Genomic DNA, 18,945 nt, shown 5'->3' with positions numbered 1-18,945 from the left:
TGATAAACCATAAAGCCGTTAAAAAAAGCTGTTTTTTATCACTTTGAAAGCACGAAACGTTATTTTGAATCATTCTTAATAACCCATACATTATTGCCGAAAATCCAAAGACTTCAAGTGGAATTATTTTTCTTCTTTTTTCCCATAAAAAAATTTTGATCACACATTTGTGCTTAATTCATTTTATTTTAAATATTTTTAATGTCCGGTAAACAAAACGATGTGGAAAATTCCTTTTTTAACCGGAAAGAATTAAATTTCTTTTCACGGAAAAGCATATTGTTTAATGTTGAAAAATATTAAATTTGCCAATTGACATTATGAATAAAAACACGCAACAAAAACCTACGGAATCGCCTGACAAGGGCAAATTTTTATCAAAACCCCGGGTATTTTTCGGGCTTACGTTTATCCTTTTCTCTGTGGTGCTTACCTTTTCATTCGTTTCATATCTGATGAACTGGAAGGCAGACCAGAGCCAGGCAGGAACCATGCTGGACAAGAGCATAAAATCCTCCAATCTTTTCGGAAAACTTGGCGACTGGCTGGGAAATATTTTTATATTCGAAAGTATCGGGGTGGCTTCTTTTATCATTGCCTTTTTGTTTCTGGTTTTCGGAACGGTGATCCTGAAAAAGAAAATGTTCAAACCATGGAAAACTATTGGGCATTCCCTGTTCTTTATCTGCTGGCTGCCGATTTTATTTGGAGCGGTTACCAAAGGGCAAGGCGTGTTGAGCGGCGTTTACGGCTACCAGATCATGGATTCGCTGAATGCCATCATCGGAACAGTCGGTCTCTGGCTGGTTCTGATATCCAGTATTGCGCTGTATTTTATTCTTGAATTCAATCTCCGCCCGAGTTCTATCAAATCGAAGCTTAACGATATTAATGAAAATACCATTGGCAAAGTAAAGTCGATGATGCCGAGTTCTGATGAAAATTTTGAAGCGGATGAAGAACTGATCGAAGAATTGGAAGCCCATAAGGAGGAAGAGACTCCATCAAAGGTTATTGTAACCGAAGCTGTAGAAAAGTCTGCTGCAAAAATAAAAGAACCTGAACCGGTAAGCATCCCGAAAGGATTCCCTGAAGTTCCGGTTTCTCCCGGCCTGGATACGATCGTTACCCCGAACAATACCTCTTTTGAGGAAGAGATTAAAACCGATTTCTCTTCATCCATCAATTTAAATCTCGATACAAAGCCAAAGGTTCCGACTTCAACGCCGGAGCAGGCTTTTGACGTTAAACCTTCTGTACCTGTAACCCGTACAGCGACTGCTGTTGCATCTCAGGAAGATATTAAATTCAATGTGGAAATCGCACCGGTAATTGATATTCTGGACGATGACGATGTTAAATCCCAGGAATTGGTCGACAAACACGGCCTTTACGATCATAAACTTGACCTTGCCAAATTCCAGATGCCTCCGGTGGAACTTTTAAAAGATTACGGAAACGAGGAAATCTCCATTAATAAAGACGAATTAGAAGAAAATAAAAATAAGATCGTCGGACTGCTGAAAAACTTTAACGTAGGTATCGCCGAGATTAAAGCGACGATCGGACCTACAGTAACGCTGTATGAAATAGTTCCGGAAGCAGGAATCCGGGTAGCGGCCATTAAAAAACTGCAGGATGATATTGCGCTGAACTTATCAGCATTGGGAATCCGGATTATTGCACCAATGCCGGGTAAAGGTACCATCGGAATCGAGGTTCCGAGAAAAAACCCTACCATGGTCTCCATGCGTTCGGTAATCGCTTCACAGAAATTCCAGAATACGGATATGGATCTTCCTGTGGTATTTGGAAAGACCATTTCCAATGAAATTTTTATGGCGGATCTTTCCAAAATGCCCCACCTGCTGATGGCGGGTGCTACAGGACAGGGTAAATCAGTTGGTATTAACGCCATTCTTACTTCCCTACTCTACAAGAAGCACCCAAGCGAACTGAAATTCGTGATGGTGGATCCTAAAAAAGTGGAACTTTCTTTATATTCAAAAATCGAAAGGCACTATCTGGCTAAACTACCTGATGCGGAAGAAGCAATCATCACCGATACCAATAAAGTGATCAATACGCTGAATTCCCTTTGTATTGAAATGGATACGAGATATGATCTTCTTAAAAATGCGTTCTGTAAAAATTTAAAGGAATACAATAAAAAATTTGTCGAAAGAAAGCTAAATCCGGAAAACGGACATCGCTATCTTCCGTATATCGTACTTGTTGTAGACGAATTCGCGGATCTGATCATGACGGCCGGGAAAGAAGTGGAATTGCCGATTGCCCGTCTTGCCCAGCTTGCAAGAGCGGTAGGAATTCACTTAATTGTAGCTACACAGAGACCGTCGGTAAATGTAATTACCGGTATGATTAAAGCCAATTTCCCGGCAAGGGCTGCTTTCCGTGTAATTTCAAGTGTAGATTCAAGGACCATCCTGGATTCTCCGGGTGCTGATCAGCTGATCGGGAAAGGAGATATGCTTTATTTTAACGGAAACGAAATTTTAAGGCTTCAGTGTGCTTTCGTGGATACTCCGGAAGTGGAAAGACTGGCCGAGTTTATCGGGGAACAGAAAGGTTACGCTTCGGCATTTATTCTTCCGGAATATGTTTCCGAAGATTCCACAAGTACCGTCGGCGCATTTGATCCGAATGAAAAAGATGCTCTGTTTGAAGAAGCCGCACGAATTATCGTATCCACCCAACAGGGTTCAACATCTATGCTTCAGAGACAATTAAAATTAGGCTATAACAGAGCGGGAAGAATCATGGATCAGTTGGAAGCAAGCGGGATTGTAGGCGGATTTAACGGGGCAAAAGCAAGAGAAGTCCTCATCAGCGACCTGCATTCTTTGGAACAGTTTTTGGAAGATCTGCGCAGTTAAAACAAAAAATTCAGAGTTTTAACTTTTAGCTAAAAAGAAAGTCTAAAATTCAAGTAAGATTTAAGAAAATGAAAAATATTATTTCAAAAGTTGTAATCAGCAGCCTGGTGATCGGAGCCGTAGGATTTACAAACGCACAGAAAATCGATGCCAAGGCAAAAAAAATCCTTGATGATATTACAGCCAATTACAAATCGAAGAAAAATACCTACTTCAAATTTTCCTTTGGCAGCGGTACCAACGGAAAGGTGGATAAGAACGAGCCGGGTATTTACTACGCTGCAGGCGATAAATATAAGCTGAAAATCATGGAAACGGAACAGATTTTCGATGGCAGCAAAATTTACAATATCAATACGGAAGACATGGAGGTTACGGTAGCCAAACCGAATGGAAGCAGCTCGATGTTCTCCCCTATCAACTATCTTACCTCATACAGAAATGATTATAATGTAACCTATGAAGGAAAGAAAAATGTAAATGGGGTAAACGCAGACTTTATCAAATTAACTCCCGTCAAATCCAATGGCATCCAGGCGGTTTATCTTTTTGTAGACGCAGCCAAAAAGCAGATGATAAAACTTGAACAGCACGGAAACAACAAAGATCTTGCGGTAATTGCCATTACCCAATACAAGGAGAACCAGACCCTGGATCCGGGAATGTTCGTATTCGACAAAAATAAATATAAAAACTACCTGGTTACGGAACTCTAATGTCCGTTCTAATAAAATTTCATAAAATATAAGAGCTGCAAAGGAAACTTTGCAGCTTTTTGATTAATTTTGGCGCATGTTAAAAATACTAGACCGCTATATCATAAAAACTTTCTTCGGACCGTTTTTTTTTATATTCAGCGTATTGTTTTTTATCTTCATTGTAAACATTATCTGGATCCAGCTGGGACAGTTTATGGGGAAAGGATTAAGCTATTGGCAGATCATGAAGCTTCTTTTCTATCTTGGGGTAAGCGTTATCAGTATGGTATTGCCGCTGACGATCCTGTTGGCAAGCATTATGTCTTTCGGTGAATTTGGGGAACGGTACGAGCTTGCCGCCATGAAAGCTGCAGGGATTTCGCTGACACGGGTAATGATGCCGCTGCTAGGAGTTACCGTCATAATGTCGATCATCCTCTATTTTTTTTCAAACAATATCATCCCCGATTTCCAGAGGAAAGCGAGAAATATGCTTTATAATATCGCCCAGACAAAACCGGCCCTTAATTTTACACCCGGCCAGTTTATCGACCAGATTCCAGGAAATATGGTGAAATTTGATAAACTTTCCGGCAAAAACGATGAGAATATCGAAGGGGTTTTCGTACATAAAAAAGCAAGTTCTTATGAAAATCAGCAGACGATTGTTGCAAAAAGAGGGAAATTCATTCCTGCAGCCAACAAAAATTACCTGAAGCTTGTTCTGTATGATGGTTACGTATATGATGATAATTTTGCCGGAAAAGGGGAAAATGTAAGGCTTAAACAGCCGGACCAGGCCATTAAGTTCGATTCACTGACTTCTCATTTTGACGTAAGTGAGATTATCAATAAGGCAATTGAAGAAGAAAAGATTACAGAGGATTACCGTTTTCAGACATTTAACGAAATTAATAAAACTATTGATAAAGCCAAAAGCGATAACGACCGTTTTTTTACAAACGTTAACAATGACGTGCTGAACCAGACCAATTCGGTGATCAGCTATATGGATTCCAAGCAGAACCGTTCAAAAGCAAAACCTAAGCAGATGATCAAATTGGATACGGTAAAAAAAGAAAAGAAACTGGAGATCATCAAGAACGCATACGATAGGCTGGAAAGTCTGAAAAGTACGCTTGAAGCCAAAAACAATGAGCTTGATCCGGGCATAAAATATTACAATAAAGTGGTTATTTATCAGCAGCGGATCGTTACGTATTCATTTACCTGTATTATCTTTTTCCTGATCGGTTCCAGTCTTGGTTCAATCATCAGAAAAGGAGGAATGGGTCTTCCGGTTATTATTGCAATCGTGATTTTCATTATATTCTACGTCATCAACGTAGGCTTTGAAAACATGGCCTGGGCAGGTAAAATTAATCCTTATCTGGCTGCCTGGATTCCGAATATTGTCCTTTTTCCTTTCGGAGTATGGATGACCTACAAAGCCCTAACCGATTCCCAATTGTTTGACGCTGAAAAATATAAAGCGGCTTTAAAACCAATTACGAAACTATTTGTGAAAAAAGAAGAACATAAACGTTATCAATAATTAAAAATATTTCAAATACAAAAAGATCCGGAATTTTTCCGGATCTTTTTGTATTTAATTGATTAAGCAAAAGTTGAATGCAATAACTCGAAATACAGTTTAATCATTAAAAGAAAACTTCCAGCATCCAACACCCGTTTTCCAGCCTTTAACGATTTCTCTCTGTTTTTATATTAAATTTAAATTCATTTTAGCAATAAAAAATTATCTTTGCCGGAATTAAAAGTTTTTAGCTATGAAAAAATTATTATTCATGGGTTTGCTGAGCCTGGCTTCATTCAATGTTTATGCACAGGACGACACGACCGAATATGAAATGAGAAACGGTGAAAAGCCAGGTTACATCATTGATAAAGGCGGAAAGAAAATCGAAGGTATTGTAAGGCTTGCCGGAAATGAAATGAGCCCATGGACCAATCAGAAAAAAGTAAAATTTATCGCTTTAACGGATATTGATGCTTCCAAAAAAAGACAGAAATTCAAAACATATGATGTGGATGATCTTAAAGGATACATGGCCGTTGATAATGATTCGCAAAGGGTATTTGAAAACATCAAATATACAAATGTAAAAGAGGCTTACAATACGCAGAACGGAGGACTAAGCGGTAATCTGAAGGCATTCAACAACCTTACAAAAAGCAACCAGTTTGCCGAGCTGGTGGCAGACGGAAAAATTAAAGTGTATAAAGTATATGGTTTTCCTACGACCTTCTCAGCGGGCGGACAGGTTGCCGTTGCGGAAGCGGAAAATAAAAGAATGAGAGAAAACCCGTCTTACGTCTATTCCAAGAAAGGCGGAAAGCCTGAAGAACTTACCGCAGTAAAGGCTAAGATGATCATTGCCGACTGTCCGGTCGTAAGAACAAAGGCATCGAAAGGCGAATATGCTTCTCTCAAAAATGATACGAAGCAACGTTCCGGTTTAGGAAAATTCATCAGGAATGAAGTCGGGAATGCCATGGCCGACAATAAGGCTATCGTGGATGAAGTAATCGTTGATTATAACGAAAATTGTAAATAATCAACTTAGTCATAGAATAAGAAAAAGCAGTTTCAGATTGAGACTGCTTTTTGTTTGGTCTGATTTTTTGTATTATTGAACCAGCCAAATTAATCATATGAAAAGCATCATCACTGCCGTTTGCCTTACCCTTCTTTTTTCGTGTAATAAGCAGAAAGGAAACATTGTCGGTCATAACCAGTCAAAAGATCCTGCTGTACTGAAAGAAGACAGTATTCCACCAGACAAAATTCCACAAACTATCGATGAAATCAGGAAAGAATTTGCAGTACTCAATGAAAAACTGTTATCCAAAAAATTGGATTCCAATAGTTTCAGCTATACCTGTGATGAAATTGAAGGTAAAGCAGACTTTTACTATGAAAAAAAGGACCTGAGGATGGTAAAGCACTTTTTTGCGGACAGTCATTTTTCATCAGTAACCAATTATTACGTGAAAAGCGACAAAGTATTTTTCATTTTTAAAGAAGAAACGGTGTGGCAGTTCGACGGCGGAACTCCCGAAAAGCCCATCACCAAAGACAGCATCAGCCAGCAGAGAATTTATTTAAAAAACGGAAAACCCATCCAGTGTCTGGAAAAGCACTTCACGATAAGGTCTACCGATAAAAATATAAATCCAGAAACGATTCCTAATAAAAAGGGGAATTGTGATGTGAAAGAATTGATGGATGTATACCGTAAAATACTGAACAACAAAGACACGAAGAATAAACCATTATGCCTCTAGATTGTACAGCAAATAATTTGCCCCACCCATTTCACTAGTTTCTTCTTACTTTTTAAATGGCTCTTTAATAGATGGTTTAATCTCCATTATTTTATACCATTTAAAACAAAAGCGGCTTCAAAAAATGAAACCGCTTTTTATATTTTCGATACTAAAAATTATACTTTCATAATTTCAGCTTCTTTCACTTTAAGGTGCTCGTCGCAAGCTTTTACATACTTATCAGTAAGTGTCTGGATATCGGCTTCTACACCTTTAATGATATCTTCGGAAACACCGTCCAGCTTTTTAAGCTCCTTCAGACCGTTCTGTCGTGCATTCCTCACCACTACTTTCGTATCTTCAGCTTCGCCTTTAGCCTGCTTGGCCAGCTCCCTTCTTCTTTCTTCCGTCAATGGCGGAACATTAAGGATGATATTGATCCCGTTATTGGAAGGCGCAAAACCTAAATTTGAATTGATGATCGCCTTTTCAATATCATTGATCGCTTTGGAATCCCAGGGTTGAATAGAAATCGTCATCGCATCCGGAACAGAAACATTCGCTACCTGATTGATAGGAGTCAATGCTCCGTAATATTCTACCATTACATCCTGAACCATCGCCGTGGACGCACGTCCCGCTCTGATTCTCTGAAATGCATGATCCAGGTGCTTAATAGCGGCTTCCATGTCGTGCTGTACAGACTCTACTATAAGATCTATTTCTTCCATTATATAATAAAAATTTGATAAATTACACATTTTAATAATCGATTAGTAATGAATAACGGGTAATGAACGATTTTAAAATATTACCCCGAAATACCGATTACAGATCAACTAAAGTACCAACATTCTCACCATCCACGATTTTTTCCAGGTTGCCGTCTTTATTCATATCAAATACGATGATCGGCAGCTTGTTTTCGTGGCTTAAAGTGAATGCCGTCATATCCATTACTTTCAGGTTCTTGGCATAAACTTCGTCGAAAGATAGTGAATTATATTTTACCGCATCAGCATTTTTTTCAGGATCGCTGTCGTAGATTCCGTCTACCCTTGTCCCTTTCAAAATAACGTCCGCATCAATTTCAATAGCCCTTAGTGTTGCTGCAGTATCGGTAGTAAAATACGGGTTTCCGGTTCCGGCTCCGAAGATCACCACTCTGCCCTTCTCAAGATGTCTCACCGCTCTTCTTTTGATGAAAGGCTCGGCTACTTTATCCATTTCGATAGCAGATTGAAGCCTGGTTTTGATTCCTGCATCTTCCAGGGCACCCTGTAAGGCCATCCCGTTAATAACCGTAGCCAGCATTCCCATATAGTCGCCCTGCACCCGGTCCATTCCTTTGGCAGCTCCGGCCACCCCACGGAAAATATTCCCTCCTCCGATGACGATGGCAACTTCACAGCCTTTCTCCACTACTTTTTTTATTTCCGCTGCATATTCCTGTAGCCTTTCGTTGTCGATACCGTACTGTCTGTTCCCCATTAAGGCTTCACCGCTCAGTTTTAGAAGGATTCTTTTATATTTCATTTCTTGTATAAATAACTTTTTTCCGTTAGGTTGATTGTCTGAAATTTGACACTGCAAATATAATCATTAATAAGGTTGATTTTTAATTCTGCATTAAATTTTTAAATCTTCGACCCAAAGCCGTTTCCCGGAACTTTTCGTGGAAATGGCAGCATTTTTCTCAGGAGCTTTTTCCCGCTTTCCGCTGTATCTTTTTTGCCAATGCTTTTGCCAGCACAAAAAAGGATGCCGCTGCAATCGGGGCTAATTAATCAGACCGCTGATAAATCCTCTATCTGAAAAGTCGCTCTATTTAAAATAAGCCACTGCTTTTGCGAAAAATATATATTTACGCATAAATAATGTGAGAAATATTTTGAAAAGTACGAAAAAGGATTATTTTTGCATTACTAATAAACTGAATTGAAGAAAATTGTCATTCTTTCATTATTTCTCTCAGGAATTGTTTCTTATGCACAAACGGGAACAAACGTTTTTCCGTTCTTAAACCTTCCGGTTTCTGCAAGGCAGGCTGCACTGGGTGGTGACGCAATTTCCGTAAGAGATCAAGATGTTTCCTTTGCTATTGCAAACCCTTCTCTACTCAATAAAGACTCGGATAATCAGCTCTCCGTAAATGCCACGGCTTATCTTGCGGATTCCAAGTATGGAACTATTGCTTACGCCAAAGATTTTGATAACGGCCATATGGCAACCATCAATGCCCGGTACATGAGCTACGGAAGTATCCCGAGAACCGACGACAGCGGTTTTGAAAACGGGACCTTTACGGCTTCCGATGTTGCTGTCGGAGCCGGGTACGCCTATCAGTTTGAGGAAGACTGGACCATTGGGGGCGGACTGAATTTCATCACTTCAAAAATCGATAATTATTCTTCTTCCGCAATTTCCGGAAATGCCGGGATTACCTATCACAATAAAAAGAACAAGGAAACGGCTTCAGTGGTTTTCAGAAATTTCGGGTATCAGTTCAAATCATTCAACGGGACGCGGGAAAATCTTCCGTTCAGAGTGGATATCGGATACACCAGGACTTTAAAAGCGATTCCTTTAGCGGTTACTATTACCGCACACGATGTACAGCAGTTCGATATTTCTTCACAGTATAATGTAAACGGACAGGAAGTGAATATCGGAAGAAAAATTGCAGACCATTTTTCCCTGGGAGCCGAACTGTTTCCGGAGAAAAGCTTCAACATTAGGTTAGGATACAATGTAAAAAGAGGAAACGAACTTGCTGTGGCAGACCAAAGAAATTTCTCAGGGATTTCAGCAGGCTTTGGGGTGAAGCTTTCCCGGTTCAGGATCGATTATGCTCATATAAGATACCATAATGCCTCGAATGTCAACCAGATAGGCATTTCAGTAGATCTTACCAGCCATGCAGGATATTAGATAAGATAAAAGCAAAGCATAAAAATAAAAAGAAACCTTAAGAAATTCTCTTAAGGTTTCTTGATTTTTAAGAAAAAATCTGGAAATTTGCGGTATGAAAAAACCTGTAATTGCAATCGACGGGTACTCGTCTACCGGAAAAAGTTCCATCTCAAAAATCATTGCCCAAAAACTGGGGATCATTCATATGGATACCGGAGCCCTGTACCGGGGTGTAACCTGGTTTGCCCTTCAGAACTGCATCGGAGAAAACGGATCCATTGATCTCAAGATGCTGTTTTCATCCTTCAGCGAAATCGAGCTTGAATTCAAAAATTTCGAAGGCGAACTTATTCTTTTCCTTAATCATATTGATATATCAAAAGCCATCCGTACCAATGAGGTTTCCGACAATGTAAGCTTTGTGGCAAAACAAAAGGAAGTCCGGGATTTCCTTCTTCAATCCCAGCGTTCCCAGGCGGAAAAGGGAGGCATCATTATGGACGGACGCGACATAGGAACAGTAGTACTGCCGGATGCAGATTACAAGTTCTTCCTTACTGCTAGCATTGATGAACGAACCAGAAGAAGATATCAGGAACTGATTTCTCTGGGCATTGAAGCTGATAAACAACAAGTAAAGGAAAACCTGATTGAACGTGACCGAATAGACAGTGAACGTGAGATCGCTCCGCTGAAGCAGGCCGAAGATGCTATTGTCATAGACAATACCTTCCTGAATAAGCAGGAAACAATTGATGCAATTTTATCTCACATCGAAAAGATTTAACATTTTTTAATAGCTCGTTTTGCCCTTTGGTATGTAAATTGTACAATTTAACACAAGTAAAAAGCTGATATTTATTAACTATTAAAAAAAACGAAAATGTCTAAAAAGAACAATACAGCGGGTATTTTGGCAGGACTTCTTGCAGGTGCTGCAGCAGGTGTTATCTTAGGAATGCTTTATGCTCCTGAGGAAGGAAAAGAAACAAGAAAAAAAATTAAAACGAAAGCGAACGATATAAAAGATCAGGCTAAAAATAAATATGACGAAGTGTCTGAAAAGGTAAAAGACCAGTATGGTAATATTTCGTCTACTTTTAAAGAAACAGCCAGTAGCGTAGCACATACCGTAAAAGACGGATATGATAAATATAAAGATCAGATTGTTTCCAAAACGGCGGATGTTGTAAAAAACGTGGAGTCGGAACTCAATGATCTAAAAAATTAAACGATTTATTTTTTTAGATAAATTATGAAAAGGAACTTTATAAATGAAAGTTCCTTTTTTTATAACTTCAAATAAAAAACAATGATAGAAACTATTAAAGAATATGCGTCTAAAAGGATTGATCTTCTGAAGATAGAGGCAACAGAAAAATCTTCTCTTTCTGCAGGAGTCATTACCTATTTTGTGATTATGCTTGTTGCTTTTGGTTTTTTCATTATTCTGTTCAATTTTGGGATTGCTTTTCTCATCGGTGAGGCATTGGGGAATCAGTCATACGGATTTCTGATAGTAGCAGGGTTTTATCTTCTGGCCATGATACTTATTATGCTATTTAAAAAGAAAATCGTAAATTCTGTGGCAGATCAGGTCATTAAATTTTTAAATCATTAAGCTATGGGCAGAAATTATGAAAATATTGAAGAACTCAGAAGGAAGAAAAAATTACTGAAGCAGGAAATTGAAGGTATTGAAGATCTTCTTACCTTTAAAAATACCAAAGAAAGTCTGAGTGCGTTTACGAATGGTTTAACCGACCAGTACTTGCAGGAGAAAGTAGATGAGGATGGGGATGAGAAAGTCGTGCTTCGTAAAGATGTAATTGCCAAACAGATTACCAGTGAAATAAAGGATGCCTTCATCAGCAAAAATGCAGCTCTCGGAATTGCAGGTTCTGCATTCAAAGGTGATGCGATGGATATTATGATAAATCTCGCAGTAACGACCATTGTCGGGAACTATGCCCGCAAAAACTTTAAAAGTTCTAACTGGAAGAAAAAACTGATTGGTGCAGCCATGATTTACCTTGCTCCTGCTGCTTTGCGGTTTGTGAGAAAAAAACTGGAAACCTACCAGAAAAACAAAAGCGTATCCAGTATGGAACAGCTTATATGAGTTTGAGAGTGGGAGTATTTATTACTAAATATTTAGGACTAAGGTTTCGATAAAGCTCCCACACTCGAGCTCTGCTTCTCTATTTTCTTTCACTAAAGAGTTGCCCTAAAATAATTCCTGCTGCCATTGAGACATTAAGGCTTTCTGTGGACTGTGACTTTCCGAATCTCGGAACCATAACATTTTTATGAATTAGTTTTTCCGTTTCCGGACGCATGCCGTTTCCTTCATTTCCTAAAATGAGATTCAGCTTCTCCGGTTTTTTGAAACTGTAAATATTTTCACCTTCCATATCGGTTCCGATATTAATATTCTCCGTTCCGGATAAATATTCGGTAAGATCCGTATACACCACATTTACTCTGGTAAAAGAACCCATTGTGGCCATAATCACCTTTGGATTATATACGTCTACCGTATCTTCGCTGCAGATAATCTGCTCAATCCCGAACCAGTCGGCCAGACGTATAATGGTTCCCAGATTTCCCGGATCCTGTATACCGTCCAATACCAGCTGGATCTCCCTGTCTTTCCAGTCTTCCTGCGGTTCAATATAGCATACGGCTACAGAATCTTTCGGATGCTGCAGCATACTTATTTTTTTCAGCTCATTTTCAGATATATGAGTGACATGCAGATCCGGACGGTCCAGTTTTTGCGGATCGGTAGAAAATATTTCTTTAATTTTAACTTTAGAATTAAAAAGTTCACAAATGATTTTATTACCTTCAACCAAAAACAAATTGTATTTTTGCCTGAACTTCTTTTTATCCAAAGACTGTAAAACTTTTATTGTATGAGCTGTAAGCATTATAAGAATTCTCCCCAAAAGTATTATAAAATTATCTCATTTGCAACATTTGTTGGTCTCTTGTACGCCTGCAGCACTACTAAAAAAGTTCCGGACGGCGAATACCTGCTGGTAAAAAACAATTTTGAGTTTGAAGACAAAAAAGAACCTTTCGACAGCGAACTGAAAAGTTATGTTCAGCAAAAACCCAATAAAAGGCAGTTTCTTTTTATGCCCCTTAGTTTATGGCTTTATAATGCTGCCAGTCCAAAATATGATACGCTCCTTAATGAATACATGACCTATCCTGATGAAATGAGAAATCAGAAGCTTCGGGATTCTCTTTTCATTAAATACAATATGAATAATGATATCGGGAAAAGTCTTTTCCTGGACAGGCTCTACCATAAGTGGGGTTCTGCACCGGTTATTCTCGATCAGACCAGAACTGAAAAGAGTGCGGAGTCAGTACAGAAAAGACTGACGTACAGAGGATACTGGGATGCTGAAGTTAAATATAAACAGGCTCTTGATTCCGCAGCTAAAAAAGCGGCCGTTACGTATTTTATTACGCATAAAGATCCTACTTATATTAAAAACTACTATTATAACATCACTGATCACGAGGTAAAAAATATCTATCAGCAACATATAAGGGAAAGCCTTATCAGAAAAGGACAGATTTTAGACCAGACCATACTTGAAAAAGAGGTAAACCGAATTAATGACTTGATGAGGGAATACGGCTACTACCGATTTAATGCGCTTGGCGATGAAGTGGGCTTTGTGGCTGATTCTTTACAAAGTACCAAGCAGGTTCCTCTTGTGATGGAAGTTCATAAAGACTCTCTGGACAGCCCTTATAAAAAATCCACCATCGGAAATATTGATGTTGCTATCGTGGACGATGTAAAGGATTTTCCTTCCCGTACAAAGAAAGACAGTTTAAGGGGAATCCGTTTTCATAAAACGGAAAACACCTATGATTCCCGTGCGATATGGAGAGCCATCATCGTAGCAAACAAGCAGGTGTATGATCAGAAAAAGCTTGATCTTACCAAAAGAAACCTTCTAGCAATGAACAATTTCAGCATCCTGAAGGCCAGAGATTCACTGAGAAGGGGTGGCGGTACCAGCCCGAATGACAGTATTGTAGACGTAACCTATATTTTAAAGCCGTTACCGAAATATGATCTGAAAGTGGGATTGGATTTAAATTATTCTGAAGTGCTTAATTTCGGGATCTCCCCTTCTGTAGATCTTATTACCAGAAACGTCTTTGGCGGTGCGGAAAACCTTTCAACAAGCGTTTCCGGAACTTTCGGACGTATTGTAGACCCTAAAGATATCAACCGAAGAATTCTGGCTTATGAAGTATCAGCTCAGGCTTCCCTAAGTTTTCCAAGGTTGCTGTTGCCGTTTAATTATTATAAGCTCATACCAAAGCGGTACAGCCCGACTTCATCTATTGTACTGGGCGTTTCCGATCAGAACAATATTGGCTTGGGAAGGCTGAACTTCAATACAGGACTGAATTATCTCGCTACGGTAAATGAAAAAGTAACCCATAGGCTAACCCTTTTTAATACACAGCTCAGTTTAACCAAGAATAAAGACGCTTATTACAGCTATTTCACCAGTGACAATGCCATTCGGGAAGAATTTTTCAATGATTATTTTGTATCTCATCCCGATATTGCCCAGAAATTTACTTCCGGACAACTGAGCATCGACCAGGTTTCTCAGCAGATCATCAATGATACAAGCTATATTCAGGGACTGAATCAACAGGGACAGGACCGGTACACGGCATTCGTAGGAACGCTCGTCAACAAAGACCGACAGACACAGGACGTCCTGATTTCTTCCATGATTTATAATTTCATTTATAATGAAATCGGAAAAAAAGATTATCCGAATGCTTTTTATTTCAGCGGGAAAGTGGAACTGGCGGGAAATATTTTCAGCATTTTTAACCAGAAAAGGAATGAGGGAGGAATTACCACCAGCCCTGAACGAACAATTTTCAATATCCCTTACGCCCAGTTTGTAAAATTTGATTTTGATATCAGAAAATATTTTAAATTCGGTGACAATACATTGGCATTACGACAGTTTATCGGTATAGGGATTCCCTACGGAAACTCTTCCAATATGCCGGTCATCCGGTCTTATTTTAACGGAGGACCAAATGATATCAGAGCCTGGGTGCCTTTCGGAGGGTTAGGACCGGCAGATTCGCAGGTTGATGCAAGGGTTCGTACTTATATGACGGATAATATAAAGCTAACAACGAATGTTGAATTCAGAGTTCCTTTTAATGATACCTATGAAGGCGCTGTTTTTACAGACATCGGTAACATCTGGAGCCTAAAAAACTATAACAATGGCTACGGTGATGGTGACGAATTTAAATTTAACAGATTTTTAAAACAGGTAGGAGTCGGAAGCGGTGTCGGATTAAGGCTGAATATCGCTTACATCAAAGTAAGGCTGGATCTTGCTTACAAAATGTACGAGCCAAACCGTCCGGATGGAGAAAGATGGCGATTTAAATATTTCCAGCCGTTTAAGCCCACGCTTAATATCGCCTTTGGATATCCTTTCTAATCGTAAAATTTTGTGGTTAATTGATCGAAACGCTGATCACAACGGAAAGGGTATCATTTAAATTTCAGATTAATAATAATCTTTAGCAGATGAAATTTCATCTGCTAAATTTTTATCCTTGAATTCAAAAAATAAGATTGGATTGACTGCCGCTTAAACGATCGTTCGGCAAACCCTGCAATATGTCTGTATTTAATTTTAGGAAATTTACTCACAAGAACCTGTATCAATCAGACTTATAATAGCCTAAAGATCATCAAAAGGAATTATTTTAATCCGGCGAAATTCCTAATGCAAAATACACAACGGCTACCGTTCGTGCAAGTATTTCCCGGAATTGATTCCGGTAATAGCTCTCAGGTTTCATCACATCCTGAGCATCAAAACCTAACGCATTCATGTTATTATTTCTTGCAAAGAGAAGTGCCCGGAGGTTATGAAATCCCTGTGAGACAATGATTACATTATCTTTATGGTATACATCCTTGCAGCGCAGAATACTCTGATAGGTGTTAAAACCTCGTGGATCTTCCATAATAATCTCTTCAGGAACTCCTTCCTGGTAGATGAGGTATTTCTTCATAGCAGCTGGTTCATCATACCCTTTGCTTTTCTCACCACTTACCAGGATTTTACGGATTTTTCCGTGATGATATAACAAAGCTGCCGCATCCATCCTTTTTGTAAAATAAGGATTGGAGACCCCGGATCTCATTTTGGGAGAAGTTCCCAGTACAAGGGCAACTTCGCGCGGAGGTATTTTAGAAATTTTCGTATAAGTTCTGCCGTCAGTGAGGGCAAAAACCCAGGCATTGGCCAGGCATATCAACAGAATTACCATTTCTATTGATATGAAGATAAGATTGAATATGTTTTTTATTATTCTCAACTAAGATCAAAGTTAAGCTTTATTTTCCTGCTTTTCGCAATTGACATACAAGCTAAAATATGTCCTTTCTGCTCTTCTTTTTCGGTTAAATACTCATTTTCCAGCAATTCTGTTTCGCCTTCTTCCAAAATACATTCGCAGCTTCCGCAGATCCCGGATTTGCAGGAATAAGGTACAGGAAATTTTTGGATTAAAAGCTGCTGAAGAATTTTTTCTTTGTTATCCAGCAGTGTGGCAGAATATTTTTTTCCAGACAAAGTGAATTCCACTTCTATATTTTCAATGAACGGGAATTTTTTTTCAACCGGATAAATATCATCATTAAATGCTTCAAACAGTTCAAAATGAATATTTTTCTTTGGAATTCCATGATGGTGGCAGGCATTTGCCAGTGTTTTGATCATCTCCCCTTTTCCGCAGATCAGGACTTCATCCACTGCATCCCAGATGGTAGATTCTTCGTCGGTATCATCAAGATGAAGAATCTGGTTGATGATGAGGCTCAGTTTTTTATCATCCAGCCTTCCGTGAAAGAAGGTGTTAGATGTCTTTTCCTGAGAGTAGAAATAAAAAATCTGCAGGCGGTCATTATATTTCCTGGCAAGATGATCAAGTTCATCTCTAAAGATCAATTCATCCGAATTTTTATTTCCGAAAAAAAGAAAAAGCCTCGTCCTCGGTTCGTTGTAAAGGATATTTTTAAAATGGCTCAGAATCGGAGTGATCCCAATTCCGGCAGCAAATCCTACAATGGTTCTAAACTCACTCGGTTTTGCAATCAGCGTAAATCTTCCCGACGGTTCACTTACCCAGAGTTCATCACCTTCCCGGTAGTTTTCAAAAAGCTGTAGCGCAGCACCTCTGGGAGAATTTACTTTAATGCCTAAAGCTATCTTCTCTTCATACGGCGCGGAAGTCATTGAATAATCGTTAATTACTTCTGTACTGCCGGCCTGAAACTTTATACTGACAAACTGCCCCGCTTCAAACGCAAAGTTCTTTTTAAGGTGATGCGGAATCTCAAATTCTACAGAAAAAGTATTTTTGGTAAGTTCTTCCTTTTTCGCTATTTTTAACCGGTGAAACTGCGTCAGTTTCCCTTTATAGATGTGTTGTTCCATAACTTCAACTCAAAAATAGATAAAAAAATAATTATGAAGAAGATAATTTTGTCCACGCTTGTTCTTTTTGCATTGGCAAGCTGTAAAAAAGAAAGCCGAGCAGCGGGAGAAAACTCAGGATCAACAGATTCAACAGCAGTTTCTCAAAAGACCGAAGCTCCCAAGGTGGATCTTAAAGAAATTTCCCAGCAGGAGCTGGTGAGTCATTTATCTACAAAGAATGATACTTTATACGTTACCAATTTCTTCGCTACCTGGTGCGGCCCCTGTATGATGGAAATCCCGCATTTCAAGAAAAAAATTGAAGAACTGAAAGGCAAACCGGTGAAATTTACCTTCGTCGATATTCTTGATAAAACTGCATGGAAAGATAAAGTTCCGGCGTTTGCCAAAGAAAACGGATTGGAAAACCATATCGTGCTGGTAGATGAATCTAAATTTGACAATACCTTCTTTTCCAATTTTGAGACCTGGAAAGGCAACGGAATTCCCTTTACTTATTTTCGGAAAGGCGATAAAACCGGAGAAATCGAAGGTTCCATGTCTGAAGAAATGCTGAATGAAAAAATTAATTCGTTCCTAAAATAATCTGTGTACTGTTCGGGAAATGTCAGATAAATTCAAGGTCCTGTGTTTATTTTTACTGATTGCGATAGCAGTAATGGCAGTCATTAATCTGAACACAGGGTTTTTAAGTTTAAACAGCAATGATTTTTGGAGTGAAACTTCCAACAGCCAGATTGCAGAGATCCGTATCAATCGGGTAATGGTTATGCTGCTTGCAGGAATATCCATCCCGACCTCCGGGTTTCTGATGCAGGAATATTTTCAGAATCCTCTGGCCGGGCCGGATATTCTGGGAATAACCTCGGTAGCCAGCCTGACGGTTGCATTCTATATTTTTTTTTCGCATGATGTTCTTCTGCCGGAATTTCTCCAGAACAGCTTTCTGAGTTTGTCGGCCATTGCCGGAAGCTTACTGCTGATGCTGGTTCTGCTTTCGATATCAAAGCGGTTCCAGGATAAGTCCTATCTGGTTATTTTCGGCTTCCTGATTTCGGCATTTGCCGGCGCTATCGTTTCGCTGCTCCAGTTTTATGCTGAAAATCAAAGCCTTAAAAATTATATCCTCTGGTCTTTCGGAGCAAACAATATGGTTTCCCGGAATCAGATCTATGTTCTATCCGTTTTGATTGCCGCCGGATTATGGGTCTGTTTCAATATGATCAAACCGCTGATTGGTAATTCTTTGGGAACTTCTTATGCTCAGAGCCTGGGCGTCAACCTGAACCGGCTGAAGATAGGTATTATCGTTGCTTCTTCCCTGCTTTCAGCTTCCGTGACTGCTTTTTTAGGTCCGATTCTTTTCATCGGCATTATCGTACCGCATTTCTCCCGCTTAATCTATAATCCTTCCCGGCTTTGGCAACAATGGATTCTCAATATGCTTATGGGAATGCTGATGATGCTCCTGTTCTCCGTGATTGCGGAAAAAACGCAGATCCCTCTGAATGTCATCAGTTCGGTTTTCGGAATCCCGGTGATCTTGGTGATGTTATTGAAACAGAATAAGGCTTAATTATCTCTCGCAGATTTTTGAGAGTATTTTAATTT

The 18,945-nt window shown here is 39.2% G+C and carries 18 protein-coding genes; 13 read left to right on the top strand and 5 right to left on the bottom strand.

All coding sequences use genetic code 11. The features are described 5' to 3' along the window. Positions 1-320 precede the first annotated feature (320 nt). The 5 genes from ACED20_RS03100 to ACED20_RS03080 all read left to right on the top strand — a co-directional run bounded on the left by ACED20_RS03100 (position 321) and on the right by ACED20_RS03080 (position 6,904). Positions 321-2,897 carry a DNA translocase FtsK gene (locus ACED20_RS03100; protein WP_294241522.1) on the top strand — a complete coding sequence of 859 codons (2,577 nt, stop codon included), beginning with the start codon at positions 321-323 and terminating at the stop codon, positions 2,895-2,897. A gap of 68 nt (positions 2,898-2,965) precedes the next feature. After that, the gene (locus tag ACED20_RS03095) at positions 2,966-3,613 is read left to right on the top strand and encodes an outer membrane lipoprotein carrier protein LolA (RefSeq protein ID WP_294197500.1); all 648 of its coding nucleotides are present in this window, start codon (positions 2,966-2,968) and stop codon (positions 3,611-3,613) included. Between the two features lie 76 nt (positions 3,614-3,689). Then, a complete protein-coding gene (locus ACED20_RS03090; RefSeq protein WP_294232354.1) occupies positions 3,690-5,150 on the top strand; it encodes an LptF/LptG family permease in 1,461 nt (486 codons plus the stop codon). A gap of 235 nt (positions 5,151-5,385) precedes the next feature. Beyond that, positions 5,386-6,174, top strand: a complete 789-nt coding sequence (locus ACED20_RS03085; protein WP_294232352.1) for a hypothetical protein — start codon at positions 5,386-5,388, stop codon at positions 6,172-6,174. A gap of 97 nt (positions 6,175-6,271) precedes the next feature. Further along, positions 6,272-6,904, top strand: coding sequence for a hypothetical protein (locus ACED20_RS03080; protein WP_294241519.1), 633 nt, complete (start codon positions 6,272-6,274; stop codon positions 6,902-6,904). A gap of 158 nt (positions 6,905-7,062) precedes the next feature. On the opposite strand, the gene frr is transcribed toward ACED20_RS03080, so the two are convergent. Both frr and pyrH read right to left on the bottom strand, forming a co-directional pair. Further along, positions 7,063-7,617 (bottom strand): ribosome recycling factor, encoded by a 555-nt coding sequence (gene frr / locus ACED20_RS03075; RefSeq protein WP_294198994.1) that lies wholly within the window; start codon positions 7,615-7,617, stop codon positions 7,063-7,065. Between the two features lie 97 nt (positions 7,618-7,714). Continuing rightward, on the bottom strand, positions 7,715-8,422 hold the full coding sequence (pyrH, locus tag ACED20_RS03070) for a UMP kinase (RefSeq protein WP_294198995.1): 708 nt from the start codon (positions 8,420-8,422) through the stop codon (positions 7,715-7,717). Between the two features lie 402 nt (positions 8,423-8,824). Here pyrH and porQ point away from each other — a divergent pair, with 402 nt between their 5' ends. From porQ to ACED20_RS03045, 5 genes are all read left to right on the top strand, one after another. Beyond that, the gene (porQ, locus tag ACED20_RS03065) at positions 8,825-9,817 is read left to right on the top strand and encodes a type IX secretion system protein PorQ (RefSeq protein ID WP_294241516.1); all 993 of its coding nucleotides are present in this window, start codon (positions 8,825-8,827) and stop codon (positions 9,815-9,817) included. 94 nt (positions 9,818-9,911) lie between these two features. Beyond that, the gene (gene cmk / locus ACED20_RS03060) at positions 9,912-10,586 is read left to right on the top strand and encodes a (d)CMP kinase (protein ID WP_294241513.1); all 675 of its coding nucleotides are present in this window, start codon (positions 9,912-9,914) and stop codon (positions 10,584-10,586) included. Between the two features lie 96 nt (positions 10,587-10,682). Further along, positions 10,683-11,030 carry a YtxH domain-containing protein gene (locus ACED20_RS03055; RefSeq protein WP_294241510.1) on the top strand — a complete coding sequence of 116 codons (348 nt, stop codon included), beginning with the start codon at positions 10,683-10,685 and terminating at the stop codon, positions 11,028-11,030. Between the two features lie 81 nt (positions 11,031-11,111). Continuing rightward, entirely contained in the window at positions 11,112-11,420 is a 309-nt protein-coding gene (locus ACED20_RS03050; RefSeq protein ID WP_294198999.1) for a phage holin family protein, read from the top strand. 3 nt (positions 11,421-11,423) lie between these two features. After that, positions 11,424-11,921, top strand: a complete 498-nt coding sequence (locus tag ACED20_RS03045) for a phosphoribosyl-ATP pyrophosphatase (protein WP_294199000.1) — start codon at positions 11,424-11,426, stop codon at positions 11,919-11,921. Positions 11,922-12,000: 79 nt separating this feature from the next. On the opposite strand, the gene ACED20_RS03040 is transcribed toward ACED20_RS03045, so the two are convergent. Then, positions 12,001-12,732: an RNA methyltransferase gene (locus ACED20_RS03040; protein WP_294241508.1), complete on the bottom strand. Its 732-nt coding sequence runs from the start codon at positions 12,730-12,732 to the stop codon at positions 12,001-12,003. On the opposite strand from ACED20_RS03040, the gene ACED20_RS03035 reads away from it, so the two are divergent. Further along, positions 12,718-15,321 (top strand): BamA/TamA family outer membrane protein, encoded by a 2,604-nt coding sequence (locus ACED20_RS03035; protein ID WP_294292096.1) that lies wholly within the window; start codon positions 12,718-12,720, stop codon positions 15,319-15,321. The genes ACED20_RS03040 and ACED20_RS03035 overlap by 15 nt on opposite strands. A gap of 271 nt (positions 15,322-15,592) precedes the next feature. Here the strand turns inward: ACED20_RS03035 and ACED20_RS03030 are convergent, their stop codons facing one another. Continuing rightward, entirely contained in the window at positions 15,593-16,210 is a 618-nt protein-coding gene (locus ACED20_RS03030) for a vancomycin high temperature exclusion protein (RefSeq protein WP_294199003.1), read from the bottom strand. Continuing rightward, complete coding sequence (locus ACED20_RS03025; RefSeq protein WP_294292099.1) at positions 16,207-17,331, bottom strand: ferredoxin--NADP reductase; 1,125 nt, start codon at positions 17,329-17,331, stop codon at positions 16,207-16,209. The genes ACED20_RS03030 and ACED20_RS03025 overlap by 4 nt, the downstream gene beginning before the upstream one ends. Before the next feature lie 33 nt (positions 17,332-17,364). On the opposite strand from ACED20_RS03025, the gene ACED20_RS03020 reads away from it, so the two are divergent. Both ACED20_RS03020 and ACED20_RS03015 read left to right on the top strand, forming a co-directional pair. Then, positions 17,365-17,919 carry a TlpA disulfide reductase family protein gene (locus tag ACED20_RS03020; protein ID WP_294222107.1) on the top strand — a complete coding sequence of 185 codons (555 nt, stop codon included), beginning with the start codon at positions 17,365-17,367 and terminating at the stop codon, positions 17,917-17,919. Positions 17,920-17,938: 19 nt separating this feature from the next. Next, positions 17,939-18,910, top strand: a complete 972-nt coding sequence (locus tag ACED20_RS03015) for an iron chelate uptake ABC transporter family permease subunit (RefSeq protein WP_378103441.1) — start codon at positions 17,939-17,941, stop codon at positions 18,908-18,910. Positions 18,911-18,945: the final 35 nt, after the last annotated feature.

Source organism: Chryseobacterium sp. sg2396, from assembly GCF_042610505.1.
GTDB lineage: Bacteria > Bacteroidota > Bacteroidia > Flavobacteriales > Weeksellaceae > Chryseobacterium.
This window is presented reverse-complemented; position numbering and strand designations above follow the sequence as displayed.